Source organism: Paraburkholderia sp. BR10882, from assembly GCF_040948855.1.
Taxonomy (GTDB): Bacteria; Pseudomonadota; Gammaproteobacteria; order Burkholderiales; family Burkholderiaceae; genus Paraburkholderia; species Paraburkholderia nodosa_A.
Genome location: NZ_JBFPKP010000003.1, coordinates 508,747 through 528,498 on the forward strand (window position 1 = coordinate 508,747; position 19,752 = coordinate 528,498).

14 protein-coding genes are annotated in these 19,752 nt (G+C 66.2%); 7 read left to right on the forward strand and 7 right to left on the reverse strand.

Going from position 1 to position 19,752, the window contains the following annotated elements:
• The first annotated feature begins 34 nt into the window (after positions 1-34).
• The 3 genes from AB3X99_RS11550 to AB3X99_RS11560 are packed head-to-tail and all read left to right on the forward strand — an operon-like array spanning position 35 to position 3,716.
• Positions 35-1,354: an MFS transporter gene (locus AB3X99_RS11550; protein ID WP_368616981.1), complete on the forward strand. Its 1,320-nt coding sequence runs from the start codon at positions 35-37 to the stop codon at positions 1,352-1,354.
• Between the two features lie 44 nt (positions 1,355-1,398).
• Positions 1,399-2,670 (forward strand): Zn-dependent hydrolase, encoded by a 1,272-nt coding sequence (locus AB3X99_RS11555; protein WP_368616982.1) that lies wholly within the window; start codon positions 1,399-1,401, stop codon positions 2,668-2,670.
• Positions 2,671-2,693: 23 nt separating this feature from the next.
• Positions 2,694-3,716, forward strand: a complete 1,023-nt coding sequence (locus AB3X99_RS11560) for a histone deacetylase family protein (RefSeq protein ID WP_368616983.1) — start codon at positions 2,694-2,696, stop codon at positions 3,714-3,716.
• A gap of 20 nt (positions 3,717-3,736) precedes the next feature.
• Here the strand turns inward: AB3X99_RS11560 and AB3X99_RS11565 are convergent, their stop codons facing one another.
• The 7 genes from AB3X99_RS11565 to AB3X99_RS11595 all read right to left on the reverse strand — a co-directional run bounded on the left by AB3X99_RS11565 (position 3,737) and on the right by AB3X99_RS11595 (position 12,222).
• Positions 3,737-4,942 (reverse strand): chromate transporter, encoded by a 1,206-nt coding sequence (locus AB3X99_RS11565; RefSeq protein WP_368616984.1) that lies wholly within the window; start codon positions 4,940-4,942, stop codon positions 3,737-3,739.
• A 109-nt stretch (positions 4,943-5,051) separates the two neighbouring features.
• Positions 5,052-7,427, reverse strand: coding sequence for an EAL domain-containing protein (locus AB3X99_RS11570; RefSeq protein ID WP_069265379.1), 2,376 nt, complete (start codon positions 7,425-7,427; stop codon positions 5,052-5,054).
• Between the two features lie 319 nt (positions 7,428-7,746).
• Positions 7,747-8,625 (reverse strand): PhzF family phenazine biosynthesis protein, encoded by an 879-nt coding sequence (locus AB3X99_RS11575; RefSeq protein ID WP_368616985.1) that lies wholly within the window; start codon positions 8,623-8,625, stop codon positions 7,747-7,749.
• A 134-nt stretch (positions 8,626-8,759) separates the two neighbouring features.
• Positions 8,760-9,224 (reverse strand): RidA family protein, encoded by a 465-nt coding sequence (locus AB3X99_RS11580; protein ID WP_069265377.1) that lies wholly within the window; start codon positions 9,222-9,224, stop codon positions 8,760-8,762.
• A gap of 72 nt (positions 9,225-9,296) precedes the next feature.
• Entirely contained in the window at positions 9,297-10,496 is a 1,200-nt protein-coding gene (locus AB3X99_RS11585) for a PLP-dependent aminotransferase family protein (RefSeq protein ID WP_368616986.1), read from the reverse strand.
• Between the two features lie 108 nt (positions 10,497-10,604).
• Positions 10,605-11,510 carry a DMT family transporter gene (locus AB3X99_RS11590; protein WP_368616987.1) on the reverse strand — a complete coding sequence of 302 codons (906 nt, stop codon included), beginning with the start codon at positions 11,508-11,510 and terminating at the stop codon, positions 10,605-10,607.
• 22 nt (positions 11,511-11,532) lie between these two features.
• Positions 11,533-12,222, reverse strand: a complete 690-nt coding sequence (locus AB3X99_RS11595; RefSeq protein WP_368616988.1) for a VOC family protein — start codon at positions 12,220-12,222, stop codon at positions 11,533-11,535.
• A 195-nt stretch (positions 12,223-12,417) separates the two neighbouring features.
• On the opposite strand from AB3X99_RS11595, the gene AB3X99_RS11600 reads away from it, so the two are divergent.
• The 4 genes from AB3X99_RS11600 to AB3X99_RS11615 all read left to right on the forward strand — a co-directional run bounded on the left by AB3X99_RS11600 (position 12,418) and on the right by AB3X99_RS11615 (position 19,742).
• Positions 12,418-13,905 carry a PLP-dependent aminotransferase family protein gene (locus AB3X99_RS11600; protein ID WP_368616989.1) on the forward strand — a complete coding sequence of 496 codons (1,488 nt, stop codon included), beginning with the start codon at positions 12,418-12,420 and terminating at the stop codon, positions 13,903-13,905.
• Positions 13,906-14,017: 112 nt separating this feature from the next.
• Positions 14,018-15,931, forward strand: coding sequence for a molecular chaperone HtpG (gene htpG, locus AB3X99_RS11605; protein ID WP_368616990.1), 1,914 nt, complete (start codon positions 14,018-14,020; stop codon positions 15,929-15,931).
• 599 nt (positions 15,932-16,530) lie between these two features.
• The gene (locus AB3X99_RS11610) at positions 16,531-18,588 is read left to right on the forward strand and encodes an ankyrin repeat domain-containing protein (RefSeq protein WP_368616991.1); all 2,058 of its coding nucleotides are present in this window, start codon (positions 16,531-16,533) and stop codon (positions 18,586-18,588) included.
• A 497-nt stretch (positions 18,589-19,085) separates the two neighbouring features.
• On the forward strand, positions 19,086-19,742 hold the full coding sequence (locus tag AB3X99_RS11615; protein WP_368616992.1) for a chorismate lyase: 657 nt from the start codon (positions 19,086-19,088) through the stop codon (positions 19,740-19,742).
• Positions 19,743-19,752: the final 10 nt, after the last annotated feature.

The following is a 19,752-nucleotide window of genomic DNA, read 5'->3' on the forward strand; positions in this document are numbered from 1 at the left end:
ACCCATCCCAAACGCGCCTGAAGGAGACCGACGCATGGCCAGCCCACAACCCAGCACCCGGCAACCGGTGCGCGCCGCCGCCGCGGCGTTCATCGGCACGATGATCGAGTGGTACGACTTCTACATCTACGCCACGGCCGCCGCGCTCGTGTTCGGCGAGCTGTATTTCCCTTCCGAAGACCGCTTCGTGAGCACGATGGCGTCGTTCGCGACCTTCGCCGTCGGGTTCTTCGCGCGTCCGCTCGGCGGCCTGATCTTCGGCCACCTCGGCGACCGCATCGGCCGCAAGAAAGCGCTCATGACCACCCTGATGATGATGGGCGTCGCGACCGTCTGCGTCGGCCTGCTGCCGTCGTACGCGAGCGTCGGGATGCTCGCGCCGGTGCTGCTCGTGCTGCTACGCGTGGTGCAGGGCATCGCCGTGGGCGGCGAGTGGGGCGGTGCGGTGCTGATGGCGGGCGAGCACGCGCCCGAAGGCCGCCGCACGTTCTTCGCTTCGTTCGCGCAGCTGGGTTCGCCGGCCGGCCTGATTCTTTCGCTGCTCGCGTTCCGCTCGGTCACGTCGCTCGACAAGGCCGACTTTCTCTCGTGGGGCTGGCGTCTGCCGTTCCTCGTTTCGGCGGTGCTGCTCGTGGTCGGCATCATGATCCGCCTTGGCGTGAACGAGTCGCCCGAATTCGAGAAGCTCAAGGACCAGCGCCGCACGCTCAAGCTGCCCGTCGCCGAAGTGTTCCGCTCGGCGTGGGGCCTCGTGCTGCTGTGCATCGGCGCGAACACCATCGGCATTGCGGGCGTGTACTTCACCAACACGTTCATGATCGCCTACACCACGCAATACGTCGGCATCACGCGCTCGCTGATTCTCGACTGCCTGTTCGCGGTCGCGATCATCCAGTTCCTCGTACAGCCGCTCGCCGCGTGGCTCGCCGAACGCATGGGCGGCGCACGCTTCCTCAAGTGCGCGGCGCTCGCTGCGATGCTCTCGCCGTATCCGATGTTCGTGCTCGTGCAAAGCGGCAAGGTCGTGCCGATGGTGATCGGCATTTCGATCGCCGTCGTCTGCATGGCGAGCTTCTATTCGGTGATCGCCGGCTTCGTCTCCGGCGTGTTCCCCACGCGCGTGCGCTACTCCGCGATTTCGCTCTCTTACCAGGTATGCGGCGCGATCGCGGGCGGCCTCACGCCGCTGGTCGGCACGTGGCTCGCGCATCGCCATGTGGGGCAGTGGTGGCCGCTCGCGGTGTTCTATACGTGCCTCGCGGGCGTTTCGCTGTTGTGCATCGTCGCGCTCGACGCGCGCCGTCACCAGCATGCGTTAGACGAGGCGGGAGCCGAGGCGTTGAGCGCACGATGACGTTGTTCAGGTGTTTGAATAGTTCGACTGAAATGGATGGACCGATGAAAGACCTTTTGCAGATCGACGGCCCGCGCCTGTGGGCGAGCCTCATGGAGATGGCGCGTGTTGGCGCGACGGCGGGCGGCGGCGTGCGCCGCCTCGCGCTCACCGAGGAAGACCGGCGCGGGCGCGAGTTGTTCGCGCGCTGGTGCCGCGAGGCGGGCATGACGGTGTGGACGGACGAAGTGGGGAACCTGTTCGGGCGCCGCGAAGGCGACGATGCGCAGGCTGCGCCGGTGCTGATGGGCAGCCACCTCGACACGCAGCCCGAAGGCGGCCGCTTCGACGGCGTCTACGGCGTGCTCGCGGCGCTCGAAGTCGTTCGTGCGCTCAACGACGCGGGCGCACGCACCGTGAAGCCCATCGAGATCTGCTCGTGGACCAACGAAGAGGGCGCGCGCTTCACGCCGGCGATGCTGGGCTCGGCGGTGTTCGCGGGCGCGATGACGCTGGCGGAGGCACTCTCGCGCACGGACGCCGACGGCGTGACGCTCGGCGCCGCGCTCGACGCATGCGGTGCGCGCGGCACGCGTGCCGTGCAAGGCGTGGCCGTCGACGCCTACTTCGAAGCTCATATCGAACAGGGCCCGATTCTGGAGGCGAACGAGACGACCATCGGCGTCGTGACGGGCGGCCAGGCGATTCGCTGGTTCGACGTGAACGTGACGGGCGTGGCCGCGCACGCGGGCACGACGCCGATGCGCTATCGCAAGGACGCATGGTTCGGCGCGGCGCAGATGTCGCTCGACATCGAACGCACGATGGCGCGTTACGCACCGCTCGGTCTCGTGACGATCGGCCAGGCGCAGATCGTGAACTCGTCGCGCAACACGATCGCGGCGAACCTGACGTTCACGGTCGATCTGCGCCATCCCGACGATGCGCAACTCGATGCGATGGAGCACGACTTGCGCGCGCTATGCGCGGACGTGGCCACACAGCGGGGCCTCGGCGTGCAGATCGCACATTGCTGGACGAGCCCAGCCACGCCGTTCGATGCGCAATGCGTCGAGCTGGTCGCGCAGGCAACGGCGCGCTTTGGCTATCCACACGAGCGTATCGTAAGCGGTGCGGGCCACGACGCGATCCACCTCGCGCGCTACTGCCCGACCGCGATGGTGTTCATTCCCTGCGTGGCCGGTCTGTCGCACAACGAAGCCGAGGACGCTCTGCCGGAAGACATCACGGCCGGCGCGAACGTGCTGCTCAACGCCGTCGCGGCGCGCGCGGGCGTGCGCCTGGCCGTTGAAGTGGAAAACCCGGCCGACGCGTAAAAGAAATAGAAGGAGAACTGAGCATGAAAACCTGGTTTCACCCCGATCAGCTGCTGCACCATCCGCGCGCCTATTTCTCGCGCGGCCAGTTGCGTGCGCCGCAGGAAGTGCCACAGCGTGCCGAGCATCTCGTTGCCGCGGCGCGCTCGCTTGGCTTCGACGTGCAGGCGCCCGCCGATTTCGGCACCGCGCCCATCGCCGCCGTGCACGACATGAACTATCTGCGTTTTCTCGAGGAAGCGCACACCGAATGGAAGCGCGTGCCCGAAGATTGGGGCGAAGAGGTGATGTCGAACATCTACGTGCGTGAGCCGAATCCGCTGCGCGGCGTGCTCGCGCAGGCGGCGCGCTATCTCGCGGACGGCAGTTGCCCCATCGGTGCGAACACCTGGCGTGCGGCCTACTGGTCGGCGCAAAGCGCGCTGGCGGCGGCCGCATGCGTGAACGAAGGCGCGCGCGAGTCGTACGCGCTCTCGCGTCCGCCCGGCCACCATGCCCGCGCGGACGCGGCGGGCGGCTTCTGCTATCTGAACAACGCGGCCATCGCGGCGCAGTCGCTGCGCAGCCGCTTCGAGCGTGTGGCGATCCTCGACACCGACATGCACCACGGCCAGGGCGTCCAGGAGATCTTCTACGGTCGCAGCGATGTGCTCTACATCTCGATTCACGGCGATCCGACCAACTTCTATCCCGTGGTCGCGGGCTACGAGGAAGAGCGCGGCAACGGTGCTGGCGAGGGCTACAACGTCAATCTGCCGATGCCGCATGGCGCGTCCGAAGCCGACTTCTTCGAGCGCGTGAAAGCGGCGCTGCGGGTGCTCAGGCGCTTCGAGCCGGACGCGCTCGTGCTGGCGCTCGGCTTCGACATCTACAAGGACGATCCGCAGTCGAGAGTCGCCGTGACCACCGAGGGTTTCGGCCGGCTCGGCGCGGAGATCGGCGCGCTCGGCCTGCCTTCGGTGATCGTGCAGGAAGGCGGCTATCACCTCGAAAGCCTCGAAGACAACGCACGCGCATTCTTCGGCGGTTTTGCGGCAGCGCGCTGATCAGCGCGTGAACGCGCGCTTCAGGCCAGCAGCAGCCTCGCCCCGCACGCGAGTCCTACCGTCGCGTAGACCGCGTAAGCGGGGAGCTTGAGCTTGCCGAAGCACATCGCCGAGAAGAGGGCGGTCAGCAGATACGACAGATGCAGCGGCACGTGCCGCGCGATATGCCAGACGGCGATCGCGAGGAACGCGGTGGTCGCGGCGCGCAGCCCGCGCATGGCGTGCTCGAAGCGCGGGTTCGCCTTCATGCGGTGCAGGTGCCGCCGCGCGAGCACGACGAGGCAGCCCGACGGCACGAACAGCGCGAGCGTGGCGACGAGCGCGCCGACCCAGCCATCGACGAGATAGCCGAAGAACGGCACCACGTTCAGGAGCGGCCCCGGCGAAAGCGGCGAGAGCGTGAATGCCAGCGTGAAGTCGTCGTTGGTGATGCCGACCGCGGGCGTGACGAACAGCGTTTTCAACACGGGCAGCGCCGAAAAGCCGCCGCCGAACAGCGTCATGCCCGCGCCCGCGAGACGCGGCCAGAGCAGCGCCGAGTCGAGCGGATGCGGCAGCGGCAGCGCGAACACGACGATCAGCGCGGCCAGCGCGGCCAGCAATTGCCCATCGCGCCGTGTCACGCGTAATTCGAGCCGCTGCGAAGGCACGGGGCTTGCGAGCCAGCCCGCGGCAAACGCGACGAGCAGAATCGCCACGTAGGCCGCGCCGCTCGCCGCGAGCGCGAGGGCCGCACAGGCAGCGATCGCCACGCCCCATTCGAGCGGGCCGCGCACGAGCGCACGCGTCTGCCTGTACCAGGTCACGCCGATCAGCATGGCGAGCACCACGCTGAAATGGTCGAGCAGCGTGCGCGAGGCGACCGCATGCACGAGCGGCGTGCGGTAGAAAATGGCGAACAGCGTCATCAGCGCGAAGAAGGGCAGCACGCTCGCCACGCCCGCGACCCACGCGCCCGCGCGTCCGCGCAGCGCATGGCCGAGTTGCACCGCGACGTTGCAGCCTACCGGCCCCGGCACCATCCAGGCGAGTGCTACCAGATCCGAGAATGCGGTTTGCGTGAGACGCGCTTCGCGCTCCACGTAGTGCTGCTCGAGTTGCGCCATGAGCGCGAGGCCGCCCCATGAGACCGCGGACACGGTCAGCACGACGCGAAAGAGCGTCAGGAGCGGTTCGTGATGGTCGCGGATTGGCGCCGCGATCGCTTCGTCGGTGCGGGTTTGCATGGCTGCATCGTGCGGGCGAAGGTCCGTGCGGATCTGTGCGCGAAGGCACGCGGTTCGCGCAACTCACTGGAAGGCGTGGACAATGCGCAATCTGCGCGCCGGCCTCGCGTCAGCGCGATTGCGGCGCGTCGCTCAGGCGCTCGTTGCGGCGATCTTCGCGTGCGGCTTGCGTGCCCGCCGGCTGCGTCGCGCTACAGACGCCGAAGCGCTCGATCAGCGCGGCCACGCCTTCCACGGGCACGGGGCGCGAGAACAGGAAGCCCTGCGCCTCGATCGGGCCGAGCGCGGAGAGCCACGCGATCTGCTCTTCGGTTTCGGTGCCCTCGACGACTACCGTGAGCCCGAGCGAGCGCGCGAGATTGACGATCGCCGAGACCATCACGCACACGCTGCGGTCGGCGGGGATGGCCTGCACGAACGAGCGGTCGACCTTGAGCGTGTCGACGGCGAAGCGGTTCAGGTAGGACAGCGACGAATAGCCGGTGCCGAAGTCGTCGAGCGCGACGCGCACGCCAAGGCGCTTCAGCGCGAAGATCTTTTCCGAAACGAGCTCCGGGTACTCCATCATCGCGGTTTCGGTGATCTCGAGTTCGAGCCGGTGCGCGGCAATGCCGGTTTCCTCGATGGCGCGCGCTACGGTCTCGTACAGGTCGCCGCGCCAGAACTGCACCGCCGAGATGTTGATGGCGAGCGTGAGCGACTCGTAGCCCTGCTGCTGCCACTGCGCGAGTTGCGCGCACGCGGTACGGATCACGAAGTCGCCTACGGGCACGATGAGGCCCGTGGATTCGGCCACAGGAATGAATTCGCCCGCAGGAATGAGCCCGTATTGCGGATGGTTCCAGCGCACGAGCGCCTCGAAGCCCGTGATGCAGCGCCGGCGCAGATCGATCTTCGGCTGGTAGGCGAGAAAGAGCTGGTCCTCGGCGAGCGCGACGCGCAGCTGCTGCTCCCACTTCATCAGGTGGTCGGCGCGGTGGGCGAGTTGCGGCGAGTAGAAGCGAAAGCAGTTGCGTCCGGCCTCCTTGGCGGCGTACATCGCGAGGTCGGCTTTCTTGAGCAGATCGATTTCGCTTTCGTGCGCGACCGCGAAGAGCGCGATGCCCGTGCTCGCGTGCAGCACGAAGGCGCTGCCGCGCACGTCGAACGGATGCGTGAACGCGGCGTTGGTGGCTTCGGCGAGCGCGATGGCGCGTTTTTCGATGTCGTCGCCCTTCACGATCACCACGAACTCGTCGCCGCCGATGCGCGCAAGCGTGCCCGCGCCGCCCACGGCGTCGGCGAGGCGCGCGGCGCTCATCTGCAGCACGATGTCGCCGGCGTTGTGGCCCAGCGTGTCGTTGACCGTCTTGAAATTGTCGAGGTCGATGAAGAGGATGGCGAGCCGCCCGAGGTTGCCCGGCTGCGAGACCTCATGACGCAAACGCTGCAGCGTGGCGTAGCGGTTGGGCAGGCCCGTGAGCAGGTCGTACTGCACGAGTTGCGACATCTCGCGCTCGCGCCCGAGCAGCTTGCCGATCAGTCCCGTGGCCACGGCGAAGAACGAGAGCATGGCGAGCGAGATGAACGTCGCCATCATCAGGTAGACGTCGCGCGTGTGGTTGTAGTCGGCGAATTCCTCGGCCTGCGAGAGACCGACCAGCACGGCGAGCGGATAGCCATCGATATGGCGGTACGAGACGATGCGCGTGACGTGATCGATCGGGTCGACGTAGGTGCCCGACACATGCTCGGAAATGGGATACACGCCGCTCGCGGAGAACGTGCCGTTCGCGCGCTCGGCGCTGCCCGTGCGGCGCGCGAGCACGGCGCCGCTGTCCGAGATCACGGCGATCACGCCGTCGCGGCCGATCGCGGCGTTGTTGTAGAAGTCGCTCGTGAAGTAGCTCGGGTCCTCAGAAACCACGACGACGCCCGCGAACGAGCCGTCCGGGTGATTGAGGCGGCGCGTCATCTGCAGGGTCCAGTGGCCGGACACGCGGCCGAGCACCGGCTTGCTGATATAGAGCTGGTCGTCGTTCTCGTGCTCGTGCACCTTGAAGTGCTCGCGGTCCGAGAGGTCGATGGGCTTGGGATTCGGATCGGCCGTGTTGGCGACGAGCGTGCCGTGCTCGTCGATGATCGACACCTGCACGAGCGAGTCGCTCTGCACCACACCCTTTTCGACTGTGCTGCCGAGATCGAAGCGGCCCGGCGACTTTTCGAACTCGTACTTCACGAAGCGCGTGATCTGGTCGACCTGGTGGATCGCCTTGACGGTGTGCTGTTCGAGCGCCGCCGAGAGAATCGCGGCCGAGGCCGTGGCCTCGCGCATGGTCGCTTCCTTCTCGACGGACAGACGCGTGAAGATGACGGCCCACAGCAGCACGAGCACCAGCACGCCGAGCAGCGGAATGGCGAGCAGTGCGCGCGGACGCGTGTATGCCGGGCCGGGCGCGTTGCGCAGGCTCGAATCGCGCGAGAACGGACCCCGCGTGGCGCTCATCGCGGCCGCCGTAGGCGCGGGAACTCACACCGCGGATGCGGCGGCCGGAACGGCAAGGATGCGCTCGGTTGAGTCGGCGGCATGAAGGACGGATGGCTGGGGGAATACGTGCATTGCGCGCGCGCAATGCACGCCGGACGCGTCGTGCGTCCGATGTTTCGATATTACTGGTTGGGGAATGATTAAGGAAGCTGTGGTCCCTCGGGTATACGCGAGGGTCGCCTCAACCGGCGCGCGATGCTGATGTGCGGTGCATAGCTGCGAGGCGGTGCATCGTGGTCGATGCACCTTGCATGAATCGGGGCGCCGCTGCGGGCGCTTAGCCGAGCCGGCAGGTCCCGTCGACGACGGTCACCGAGTGGCCGCCAATCCAGATCTTTTTCGCCGCATCGTCATAGTCGACGCGCACGCGCCCGTCGCGGCCGAGCGCCGTGCCCTGGCGCACCGTATAGCGTGCGCCCGGACGCCGGTTCTGCTGTTCGAGCAGCATGGCGATGGCGGCGTTCGCGCTGCCGGTGACGGGGTCTTCGCCCTTGCCGAGCCCGGTCATGAGGCAGCGCACTTCGAAGGTTGCGGGACCATCGGCCTCGTGCGGGCCGTAGGCGGCCACGCCATGTGCACCCACGCTCGCGGCAACGGCTTCGATCGCTTCGTAGTCGACGTCGAGCGCGAGCACCGCTTGCGCCGACGCGAGACGCACGACGAGCCAGGGCGCGCCGTTGTCGACGCCGCAGGGCGCGGCCGAGAAGTCGACGGCGTTCGAGCGCAGCGCCGCGCGCAATGCGTCGAACTGTGCGGCGGCGAGCGGCGTCACGCGCGCGGGCGGCGCAGCGAAGGCCCATGCGCCGTTCTCCGCGGCGGCCAGATCGATGAGACCGGCGCCGCATTCCTGCACGAGGCGCCCTGGCGTCTTCGGCGTGCGGCCGCTTTCGAGAAACGCATGCGCCGTGCCGAGCGTCGGATGGCCTGCGAAGGGCAGTTCGCCCTTGGTCGTGAAGATGCGCACGCGGTAGTCGGCGCGCGCGTCGGTGGGGGCGAGCAGGAAGCTGGTTTCCGAGAGATTGGTCCAGCGCGCGATGGCCTGCATCTCGTCGCCGCTCAAACCGTCGGCGTCGAACACCACGGCGAGCGGGTTGCCCTTGAAGGGTACCGACGTGAAGACGTCGACCTGTTTGAAGCGGACGCTGGGCTGGGTCATGGCGGGACGATCATGGAAGGGGGAGAGCGGCGCAAGAGGCGCGCCAGGTTGCGCGAACGCACAACAGAAAATGCAGTAACGTGCGCGGACCCCGATGCAGGTCCGCGCGCACTGGCAAAGGTCGCTAGTGTTGTTTACTCGACTTCGGCGATCAGCTCGATCTCGACGCATGCGCCAAGCGGAATCTGCGCGACGCCGAAGGCCGAGCGCGCGTGCTTGCCCTTCTCGCCGAACACGTCGGCGATCAGCTCCGAAGCGCCGTTCGTGACGACGTGCTGTTCCGTGAAGGTGAGCGTCGAGTTCACGAGGCTCATGAGCTTGACCACGCGCTTGACCTTGTTGAGGTCGCCCGTGTGGGCGTGCAGCGTGGCGAGCAGGTCGATCGCGATCGAGCGCGCGGCGGCCTTGCCTTCCTCAGTCGTGAGCGACTCGCCGAGCTTGCCGGCCCACACCTTGCCGTCCTTTTTGGCGATGTGACCCGACAGGTACACCGTGTTGCCGCTCTGGGCGCTCATCACGTAGGCCGCGGCGGGCGCGCCTGCCTGGGGCAGGGTGATGCCGAGCTGTTCGAGACGGTCGTAGATGTTGATGTCAGCCATGATCAGGATTCCTCGTTCGGGTGTTGAGTCGGAAAGAGCCTGGCGCTGCGCCAGGCCTTCGCCGGGCTTGCGTCAGGCGTGCGCGCGGATCAGGGCCGCGAGCTTCGCGACGCCTTCTTCGATCTTCGCGGGCGGCACCGTGACGAACGACAGGCGCAGCTTGTTGTGTTGCGGCTCGTCGGCGAAGAACGGCGCGCCGGGCACGAAGGCCACGTTCTGCGCGACGGCTTCGGCCAGCAGCTTCATGCTGTCGATGTTCGAGGGCAGCGTCACCCAGATGAACATGCCGCCTTCGGGGCGGTTCCAGCTCACGCCTTCGGGCATGTTGCGCTTGAGCGAGTCGAGCATCGCCTCGCACTGGTCGCGATAGAGCGCGCGCACCTTCGGGATGTGCGTGTCGAGGAAGCCGTCCTTCACCACCTCGTAGACGATGCGCTGCGTGAAGCTCGGCGTGTGCAGATCGGTGGCCTGCTTGGCCTGCACCAGTTTGAAGTGCAGGTCTTCGGGCGCAATGATGTAGCCCACGCGCAGGCCCGGGGCCAGGATCTTCGAGAACGAACCCAGATGCACGACATGCTCGGGCGCGAGCGAATGCACCGTCGGCAGCGGCTCGCCCGCGTAGAGGAGCGCGCCGTAGGGGTCGTCTTCGATCACGGGGAACGGCGAGTGCTTCGCGAATTCCGCGAGTGCCCGGCGGCGTTCGAGCGGCAGGCGGCGGCCCGTGGGGTTCTGGAAGTTCGGGATCGCGTAGAGCAGGCGCGCGCCGGCCGTTAGGTCGGGCGTCAGGCCTTCGGGCACGAGGCCCTTTTCGTCGGTCGGGACCTGGACGTACTTCGGCTCGTAAAGCGAGAACGACTGCAGCGCGCCGAGGTAGGTGGGCGTTTCCACGAGCACGGGGCTATTGGGGCAGACCAGCACCTTGCCGATCAGGTCGAGCGCCTGCTGCGAACCCGTGGTGATGAGCACCTGCGAGGGACGCACCGTCACGCCGCCCACCGAGTGGCGCGCGGCAATCCATTCGCGCAGCGGCATATAGCCTTCAGTCGCGCTGTACTGGAGGGCGCCCGAGGGGTCGTCGCGCAGGATGCGGTCGGCGGCGGCGCGCATTTCCTCGGCCGGGAAGCTGGCCGGCGCGGGTAGGCCGCCCGCGAACGAAATGACTTCGGGACGCTCGGTGACCTTCAGGATTTCGCGAATCGCCGAGCTGGTCAGCTTGATTGCACGCTCGGACAGTTGCCACGCGGGCGCGGCCTTGAGATCGCTCTGGTCCATGGGGTCTCCTTGTTGGGGTGAGGCGAGTGGCTGTTCAGCGGCGGCATGGGGCGCGATCGCGCGCCGCCGGAGGCCGCCGAAAACCTTGAATTATGACGTGAAACCGGCTCATGCGCGCGCGGGCGCCGGGGCCGTGCCGATCGCCGCGCGGCGACCGAGTACGACTGTGGCGATCACCGCGGCCGCGTAGAGCCACGCCGAGGGCGCGACCTGCTCGCCGAAAAAGAGCGCCGAGAACGCCATCGTGAAGAAAATCTGCAGCAGCTGCACCTGGCCCACGCGCGCCGTACCGCCCATGGCGAGCCCCGCGTACCACGCGAAAAAGCCGATGAACTGCGAAAACAGCGTGACGTAGCCGAAGGCGAGCCAGGTCTTGAGCGCGACGGGGCCCGGGTGCGCGACGTGATGCGCCCATGCGAGCCAGCCTACCGGCAGCACGAGGAACGGCGCCGAGAGCACGAGCGCCCAGCAGATCACCTGCCAGCCGCCCAGTTGACGCGCGAGGCGCGCGCCTTCGGCGTAGCCGAGCGCACCGATGCCCACCGCGATGAGCATCCACGCGTCGCCCGCATGCAGCGAGCCGCCGCCCGCCTGGAGCGCGAACGCGACCACGAGCGCGCTGCCGATGAGCGCGCTGGCCCAGAACGCCTTCGAGGGCCGCTCGTGCGAGAGCCACGCCGCGTAGATCGCCACGGCGAGCGGCTGCAGGCCGTTGACGATGGCGCCGTGCGAGGCCGGCACGGTCTTCATCGCGAAGGCGGAAAACACCGGAAACGCGACGATCACGCCAAGCGACACCACGGCGAGGCTCTTGACCTGCGGCCAGGTGGGCCATGTCTCGCGACGGATGGCGAGCAGCAGCGCGGCCGGCACGGCGGCGGCGAGTGCGCGGCCGAGGCCGTTCAGAAGCGGGTGGAATTCGGCGACGACGATGCGCGTCATCGGCAGCGTGAGGCTAAAGATCATGACGCCGACGAGGCCGAGCAGCATGCCTTGGGTTTCGCGTGCTTTCATGCGGGACTTTGCGCTCGACGGATCAGCGTGCCGGCGCGCCGAGCGTGCGCGGACCGGACGGGGTTTCGAACTGCGCGACGAGCGCTGGCGAGAGGGCTTCCTCCACGGCGATCAGGTGCGCCGCGCCGAGCCACTGCAACTGCTCGCGCGCCGTCTGCGCCTCTGGGTGAAACCCGGTGAGGGACGTGAGCGCGATGCCGGTGTCGGCCAGCACCTGTGACGGATGATGCGCCGTGTCCCACTGGATCAGCGAGGGCAGAATGCCGTCGCCCGCGCCTTGCCAGAACGGGAAGGCGCCGTTTTCCGGAACGGTGAGCTGCCACGAGAAGTCGCCGCGCGTCATCGGCACGAGCGAGGGAATGCGCTGGGGATACTGCTCGCGCCAGCGTGCGAGGCTCTTCGGCGGATCGACGCGCGCGACCCAATGCGACAGGTACGGGCCCTGTTCGAGGCGCGCCAGTACGGCGGGGTCGTCGAGCGCGAAGAGGCGCGCGCGGGCGTTCGCGTCGCTTTTCGCCGCCGGATCGAGCGCGATGACTTCCAGATACGCACCGCCCCACAGCCCGAGCAGACGGTTGTGCGTGCGCATGAGCGGGTGAGCGCCGCCGCCCGAGGGCGCGGCGCCGAGCGCGTCGCTCACGTACTGCACGCCTTCTTCCAGCGTGCGCGCGGCAACGACGAGGTGATCGAGGCGAAGCGGCGAGGCGTTCATGGGCGGTCGAGCGGAGCCAAAAATACGGAGGGGCCGGAGAGAAGGGGGACAGGAGCCTGCGCCTGGACAGTGTGCCGACGCCGCTACCGAATCCTTACCGGTACGCATGCGATCAAATGTACCGGTATGGTGGCAGACAGTAACGGTACAATCGGCCCGATAGTGCTCTGTACAGTTCGAGTTCAGGGAGTCCTCATGTCCTCCGTACCGCTAGACCAGATTCCCGCCCCGCACGACGCGGCGACGCTTACGCTCGTCGACCAGCTCGTGCAGTGGGGCCGCCGCCGCATCGAGGAGCGCGTGTTCCGGCCCGGCATGCGCATGCCGTCCATCCGCAAGCTCGCGCTCGACAAGGGCGTCTCGCGCTTCACCGTGGTCGAGGCGTACGAGCGTCTGGTCGCGCAGGGCTACCTCGACTCGCGGCGCGGTTCCGGTTTCTATGTGCGCGAGCGGCTGGCGCTCGTGGCCGGCGGCGAACGCCAGCCGCTGACTGCGGGCGCCCCGGCGCGCGCCGACGCGGTTGCTGCCCCCGCGCCGCCCACCATTGACGTGGTCTGGCTGCTGCGCAACATGCTTCACACATCCACGCGGCCGGAAAAAGGGCCGGGTTTGGGCTATCTGCCCGCGCGCTGGCTGGATGGCGAGCTGCTGACTGGCGCGATGCGCTCGCTTGGCCGCCAGAGCGGCACGCAACTGCTCGGCTTCGGCTCGCCGCAAGGCTTCCTGCCGCTGCGCCAGCAACTCCAGACGCGCATGGCGGAACTCGAGATCGGCGCGACGCCCGACCAGATCGTGCTCGTCTCCGGCATCACCCAGGCGATCGACCTGCTCGCACGCATCTACGTGCAGCCCGGCGACACGGTGATCGTGGGCGACCCCGCGTGGTTCCAGATGTTCGGGCGCTTCGCCTCGCAGGGCGCGCGGCTCGTCGGCATGCCGTACACGCCAGACGGGCCGGACCTCGACGCGCTCGAAGCGCTGGTCGAGACCTGGCGGCCGAAAATGCTCGTCATCAATTCGGTGCTGCAGAACCCCACGGGAACGTCGCTTACCGCCGCGCAGGCGTTTCGTATTCTGCGGCTTGCCGAACAGTACGATTTCATCGTCGTCGAAGACGATATCTACGGCGACCTCTGCCCGGCCGGCTATCCGGCCACGCGCCTCGCGAGCCTCGACCAGCTTCGCCGCGTGATCTATCTCGGCAGCTTTTCGAAGACGCTCGCACCGAACCTGCGCGTGGGCTATATCGCGAGCGCGCTCGACGTGACCCAGGCGGTGACGGACCAGAAAATGCTCGTCGGCATGACGAGCCCGGAACTCAATGAGCGCGTGCTGTACCGCGTGCTCACGGAGGGTCACTACCGGCGTCACGTGGAGCGCCTGCGTGCACGGCTGGACGGCGTGCGCGACAAGGCGGAGCGCATGCTGGAGCGCGCCGGCCTGCGCCTTTTTGCGGCGCCGGGCGCCGGCATGTTCCTATGGGCGGACACGGGCGTCGACGCGGATGCGCTCACCGCGGCGGGCCACGAAGCGGGGTTCCTCCTCGCGCCGGGGAGCCTGTTCTCGCCGCACCAGTCGCCGACCACGTGGATGCGCTTCAACATCGCCAACTGCGGCGACCCGGCGCTGCCCGCGTTCCTCGCCGACTACCTCGAAGGCGTGGGCCGGCGGGGCGGCTCTTGAAAACGGTGCCGTCTGTCCCCAACTGGGCGGGCGGCGCGTCGCGATGCGAATTGCCGAGAACTCGCGGCCACAAATTTGTCAGACTAGAACTGCAACGTAAGAGGACTCGACCATGGCACAAGAAACCATGAGCTTCCAGGCAGAAGTGAAACAGCTTCTGCACCTGATGATCCATTCGCTGTACAGCAACAAGGAAATCTTCCTGCGCGAACTCATCTCGAACGCATCGGACGCGGCGGACAAGCTGCGCTTCGAGGCGATCGCGAATAGCGCGCTCTATGAGAACGATCCGAATCTGCGCATCCGCGTGGGCTTCGATAAGGAAGCGCGCACCATCACGATCGACGACAACGGCATCGGCATGAGCCACGACGAAGCCGTGTCGAACCTCGGGACGATCGCGCGCTCGGGTACGAAGGAATTCTTCGGCAAGCTCTCGGGCGACCAGCAGAAGGACGCGGCGCTGATCGGCCAGTTCGGCGTGGGCTTCTATTCGGGCTTCATCGTCGCGGACAAGATCACCGTGGAAAGCCGCCGCGCGGGCCTGACGGCGGCCGAAGGCGTGCGCTGGACGAGCGCGGGCGAGGGCGAGTTCGCCGTCGAGGCGATCGAGCGCGCGCAGCGCGGCACGACGATTACGCTGCATCTGCGCGAAGGCGAGGACGAGCTGCTTTCCGCATGGAAGATCAAGTCGATCATCCAGAAGTATTCGGATCACGTCGGTCTGCCCATCGAGATGAAGAAGGAAGAATGGGACGCCGAAAAGAGCGAGATGGTCACGAAGGACGAGTACGAGACCATCAACCAGGCGAGCGCGCTGTGGACGCGTTCGAAGAGCGAGATCAGCGACGAGCAGTATCAGCAGTTCTATCAGCACCTCGCGCACGACCACCAGAACCCGCTCGCGTGGACGCATAACCGCGTGGAAGGCCGCAGCGAATATACGCAGCTCCTTTACGTGCCGTCGCATGCGCCGTTCGACCTGTGGAATCGCGATCACAAGAGCGGTCTGAAGCTCTACGTGAAGCGCGTGTTCATCATGGACGACGCCGAGCAGCTGCTCCCGAACTATCTGCGCTTCGTGAAGGGCGTAGTCGATTCGAGCGATCTGCCGCTCAACGTCTCGCGCGAAATCCTGCAGGAAAGCCGCGACGTCAAGGCGATTCGCGACGGCGTGACCAAGCGCGTGCTCTCGATGCTCGAAGAGATGGCGAGCGCTGTTACGGACGCCGAAGCAAGCGAAGAGGACAAGGCGAAGTACGCGACGTTCTGGACCGAGTTCGGCCAGGTGCTCAAGGAAGGCATCGGCGAGGATCACGCCAATCGCGAGCGCGTGGCGAAGCTCGCGCGTTTCGCGTCCACGCACAACGACACGAACGAGCAGACCGTCACGCTCGCCGACTACGTGGCGCGCATGAAGCCCGAGCAGACGAAGATCTACTACGTCACGGCGGATACGTGGCAAGCCGCGAAGAACAGCCCGCACCTCGAAGTGTTCCGCAAGAAGGGCGTGGAAGTGCTGCTCCTCACGGACCGTGTGGACGAGTGGATGCTGTCGTTCCTGAACGAGTTCGACGGCAAGCCGCTCGCGAGCGTGGCGCGCGGCGACCTCGACCTCGGCGCGCTCAACGACGAAGAAAAGCAGCAGCAGGAGAAGGTGAGCGAAGAGTTGAAGCCGCTCGTCGAGCACATGAAGGAAGCGCTCAAGGACAAGGCCAAGGACGTCCGTCTCACCTTCCGCCTGACCGATTCGCCCTCGTGCCTCGTGGCCGACGAAGGCGACATGAGCGGCTATCTGCAGCGCATGCTGAAGGCGGCGGGACAAAATGCGCCGCAGATGCAGCCGATCCTCGAAGTGAACCCGGAGCATCCGCTCGTGAAGGCGCTGCGCACCGATAGCGCGGACTTCGGCGACTGGTGCAATCTGCTGTTCGATCAGGCGTTGCTGGCGGAAGGCGGCGCGCTGGAAGATCCGGCCAGCTTCGTCAAGCGTACGAACGCGTTGCTGATTGCCCGCGCCGGTTAAAGCGCGCGGCTTCGTCGCATGAGCGAAACCCCTTGCGGCTACTGGCTGCAAGGGGTTTTTCTTTGGCTCTTCGCGAATTTTAGTTGAGGATGGACAATTCTTGCCGCTGTTGGCAATCAATTGTCAGTCGACCGTCCTGCATAGGTCGTTGACAATGCAGGTAGCGAGTCTTGTGGGACGATCCGATCGCCATGGCCATGCAAATAGATGTCCAGTGTTTCGGCGTACGCGATGGGCGAGCGCTATCAGGTGGACGCCAGTGCCCGGCTCTCAGCTCACCGCCGGATCGCTTGCCGCATTGTTCTTGCGCGAGACCTCGCGCGACTGGGTGCGCCTCTTTTTACTGGCGCTGCTGTGGCGGAAGCGGTAGATCGCGTCCCGGTTTGCACGACGAGGTAGTGAGGGGTCCGGCGGTCCAGCAGCGCTGTCGTCATACGAAGAATCTGGGAAGGTTGTTCGAAAAGCCGCCTGTAACTTACCTCATAGACCTCCAGACCTGAAATCTTGCGTCACATACGCTTAGTACTCGGCGATGGACTTTTTAACCAGTGCTTCCCTCATCGTCGCTTAGCCCCCTACGACCGAGGGATTAGAAATTCATGAAAGATGGGAAGATGAAAAAACATATCGCGAGCTGCGTCCTGACGCTCGGGGCCTTGCTTTTGCTATCGCCGGGATTGGCGAACGCGCAACTTGACGATGGGTATATAGAGCGACTCTTTTTGGACCAGTTTCACGTCGGCGTCGGCGAGCGTGCGATTGCCTTCGGGGGCAAGTCCGATCATCCGTATACGGTCACCGTGTTTGGCGCGGGGGTGCTCTATCTCGATGGCTACGATCATGACAAGAACCGCATATGGCGTTCCGCGCCGTTGCCACTCGGGGAATGTTATGCGGCAGGCCGGCTCGGCGATATGAGAATTTCGGCGCTGTCGGACGACAGGCTACTCCTCGGTGCGCCCTGTGCCGGGGCGAGCTCATTCTATATCCGGCTTCCCAGCGGTCTTATGCTTTCGTTCTCCGCGACGACGCCCGGCGAGGTCACGGTCTGGCCGGCCGGCGAGGAGCCGTCTGCCGATACGGCGGTGCTGGAAGCGGCATTGCGGGCCGTGTGGCAGGGTTCGCCCTTCAATCAGAACTTCGCCGGCAGCCCTCCGTCTGCATTCCATTTCCACACCGCGCCCCGCCCCTCGCCCACGGAATGGGCCGATACGATTGAACGGGCGCGCGCGCTGTTCCGCCAGCCAGGGCAACGTGCGAGCGCGGCAAATGTCCTGGAGCCCTTGCTGACTCGCAGCGACTGGCGCAACGCGGGGCTCGATACCGGGCAGCTCAACGACGCGGCTTACTTCCTGTCGTCCGGCGACCGTTGTGACGGCCAGTTCGAAGCCGTCAACATGCTGCAGGACATTCTGCGGCGCGACCCCGCCCGGACAGTGGCGCATCTCAATCTAGGCGACATTTATGCGCAAACCGGGCCGCAGGTTTGCCGTGAACGATTCTACCAACATGCCTCGCAATACGGGCAAGAGGAATATCGTCTGTACTGTTCGGCCTTGGGTCCGGCAAAAGTGCCGCGGGTCACGGCGGCTCGATTGAGCAAGGCCCTGGGCAGCGAAAAGCTCAATGAACAGGTTTGTCATCCTCACTATGGACTGTTTCGCGCCATAGCGGCACGGGATGCCGGCGCGTTTGCCCAGGCGTTGGCGGATCCGGACATCGACGTGAACGAGCTGAATCCCGCTGGCGTCACGGCCGTGCTGGCGGCGCTGCAAGCCAGGCAGGGCGAGTTTGCGCGCCAGTTGATTGCGCACGGCGCGGACCCGAACACAGCGCTCGGCGACGGAGTCGCACCGCCGCTGGTGCGGGCCATCTATAACAACGATGCAGAGACGGTACAGGTGCTGCTCAAGGCCGGTGCGGAGACGGAATATTTTGGCAGCAATCGAAGCGTTAATCCGTTTCCGCTGGCCGCAAGTCTCTCCTCCTGGACTCCCGAGGCTGCCGCCGCAAAAATGGCAATCCTTCGCACTTTGCTGGCGGCGCATCCCGCGTTGATCAGCCAGGTGGATGACGAAGGCGACAATGCGCTCTATCGTGCGGCGGGAGCGTTGAGCAAATTTGGTGGGGATGAGGTCATAGATCTCCTGTCGAAAGCAGGCGTGGCGGTCAATCAGCCGAACAAATACGGCCGGACTCCGATCTTCGCTGTGGCGCCGTTCAAAGACAACAATGCAGCAGAAAAGCTAATGCAATTGCTGGCAATCGGGGCAAATCCGAACCAGCAGAATGCGGGAGGAGAAACGCCTTTGATCTATCTGTTCGACTGGTCAGGGGCGGTCCCGAGCGTGCAGGCGGCGATGGTTGAGGTGCTGTTGGATCATGGCGCGAACCCGAATCTGACGGCGGCCGACATTGATCGAACCACCGCCCTGACCCGATCCGCCCTGATGGCGAATCCGGAGGCGGTCGCCACGCTTCTTGCACATGGTGCCCGTGTCCCCGCCGCGAGCCCAAATTGGCCGCCCCTGCTGGCGCGCGTTCATGAGCGTGGCGACATTGCGGCGCGTTGCGGCTGCGACGCCGGATCGGCCGCACGGTACCGGCGTGTGGAGGTCTTGCTGCAGGCTGCGGACAAGCCCGAGTTGGTCAAATAGGGTAGCCAGAATCTGGACAGTGGAGCCATACAGTCGCGGTGGATCGCGCTTCGGAAACCGACGACGGCGCTCTTGTACGTCGCCTGGCGCTGGCCGGACATGGCACTGTGCACAAGACCATCTGGGATGCCGCTGCCGACTTGCGCTACGGTCCACTCAAGATCTTGATGCCCGACTATATCGTTCCCGAAGACGGCGTATATGGGGTTCTACATCGCACGCTATGCGGTTCCACGGGTACGCCAGCTAATCGATTTTTTGGTCGGGGGCTTTGCACAAGCAGGTGGGGAACTTGTGGCATGGCTTGATTGGATTAAGTGCACTTCGGCGCAGCCCTGAGAGCACACGCATGTCGCTTTGCTAGCCTTCTGTGGGTGGCGGGGAATCTCGGGAGCGTACGGCGCGTGATTTTATCGCGCGACAAACACCGCCGCCCGTCATCGCTTGTCCGCCGCGCTTGCAGCGAACTGAAATCCTCGCAGCCTATAATGCGCGCCATGCCTCTTCGATTCGATGCCGCTAACGCGCACTGGCGCGTCACGCCCTTGCCCGCCTTGAGCGCCGACCAGAAGGACTGGCTCACGCGCGGCGGTTCGCTCACGGCGCATTTGCGCATGCTCGGCCGCGTCGTGGTGCGGGTCACGCGCGAAGCCGTCGACATGCCCTGGTCCGATGAATGTGCCGCGCTCGGTCTGGCGCCGCGCGAGCGCGCGTGGGTGCGCGAGATCGTCCTCGAAGTCGATGGTGTGCCGTTCGTCGCCGCGCACAGCGTGACGCCACTCGCCGCGAGTCAAGGCGTGTGGCAGGCCATGCGCCGCTTACGTACGCGGCCGCTCGCGGAACTTCTCTATAGCGATAGCGGTGTGGCGCGCTCCGCGCTCGTGAGCCGGCGCGTAAGCGCGCGGCATCCGCTCTATACACTCGCGGCGCGCGAGCTCATGCTAGAACCGAAGCACACGCCGCATGCGTTCGTCGCGCGCCGCTCGGTATTCGAGCGCGCAGGCGCGCCGCTGCTCGTGACCGAATGCATGCTGCCCGCGCTGTGGTCGCGCCTCGCAAGCGGACCTTTGGCGCAAGAAGCCGGCGTGCATCTCGGACGCGAACGCGGCCCGCTCGATCACACCGCCTCGCGCGCGCATCACGCGCCGCGTTGAACGTGCAGCA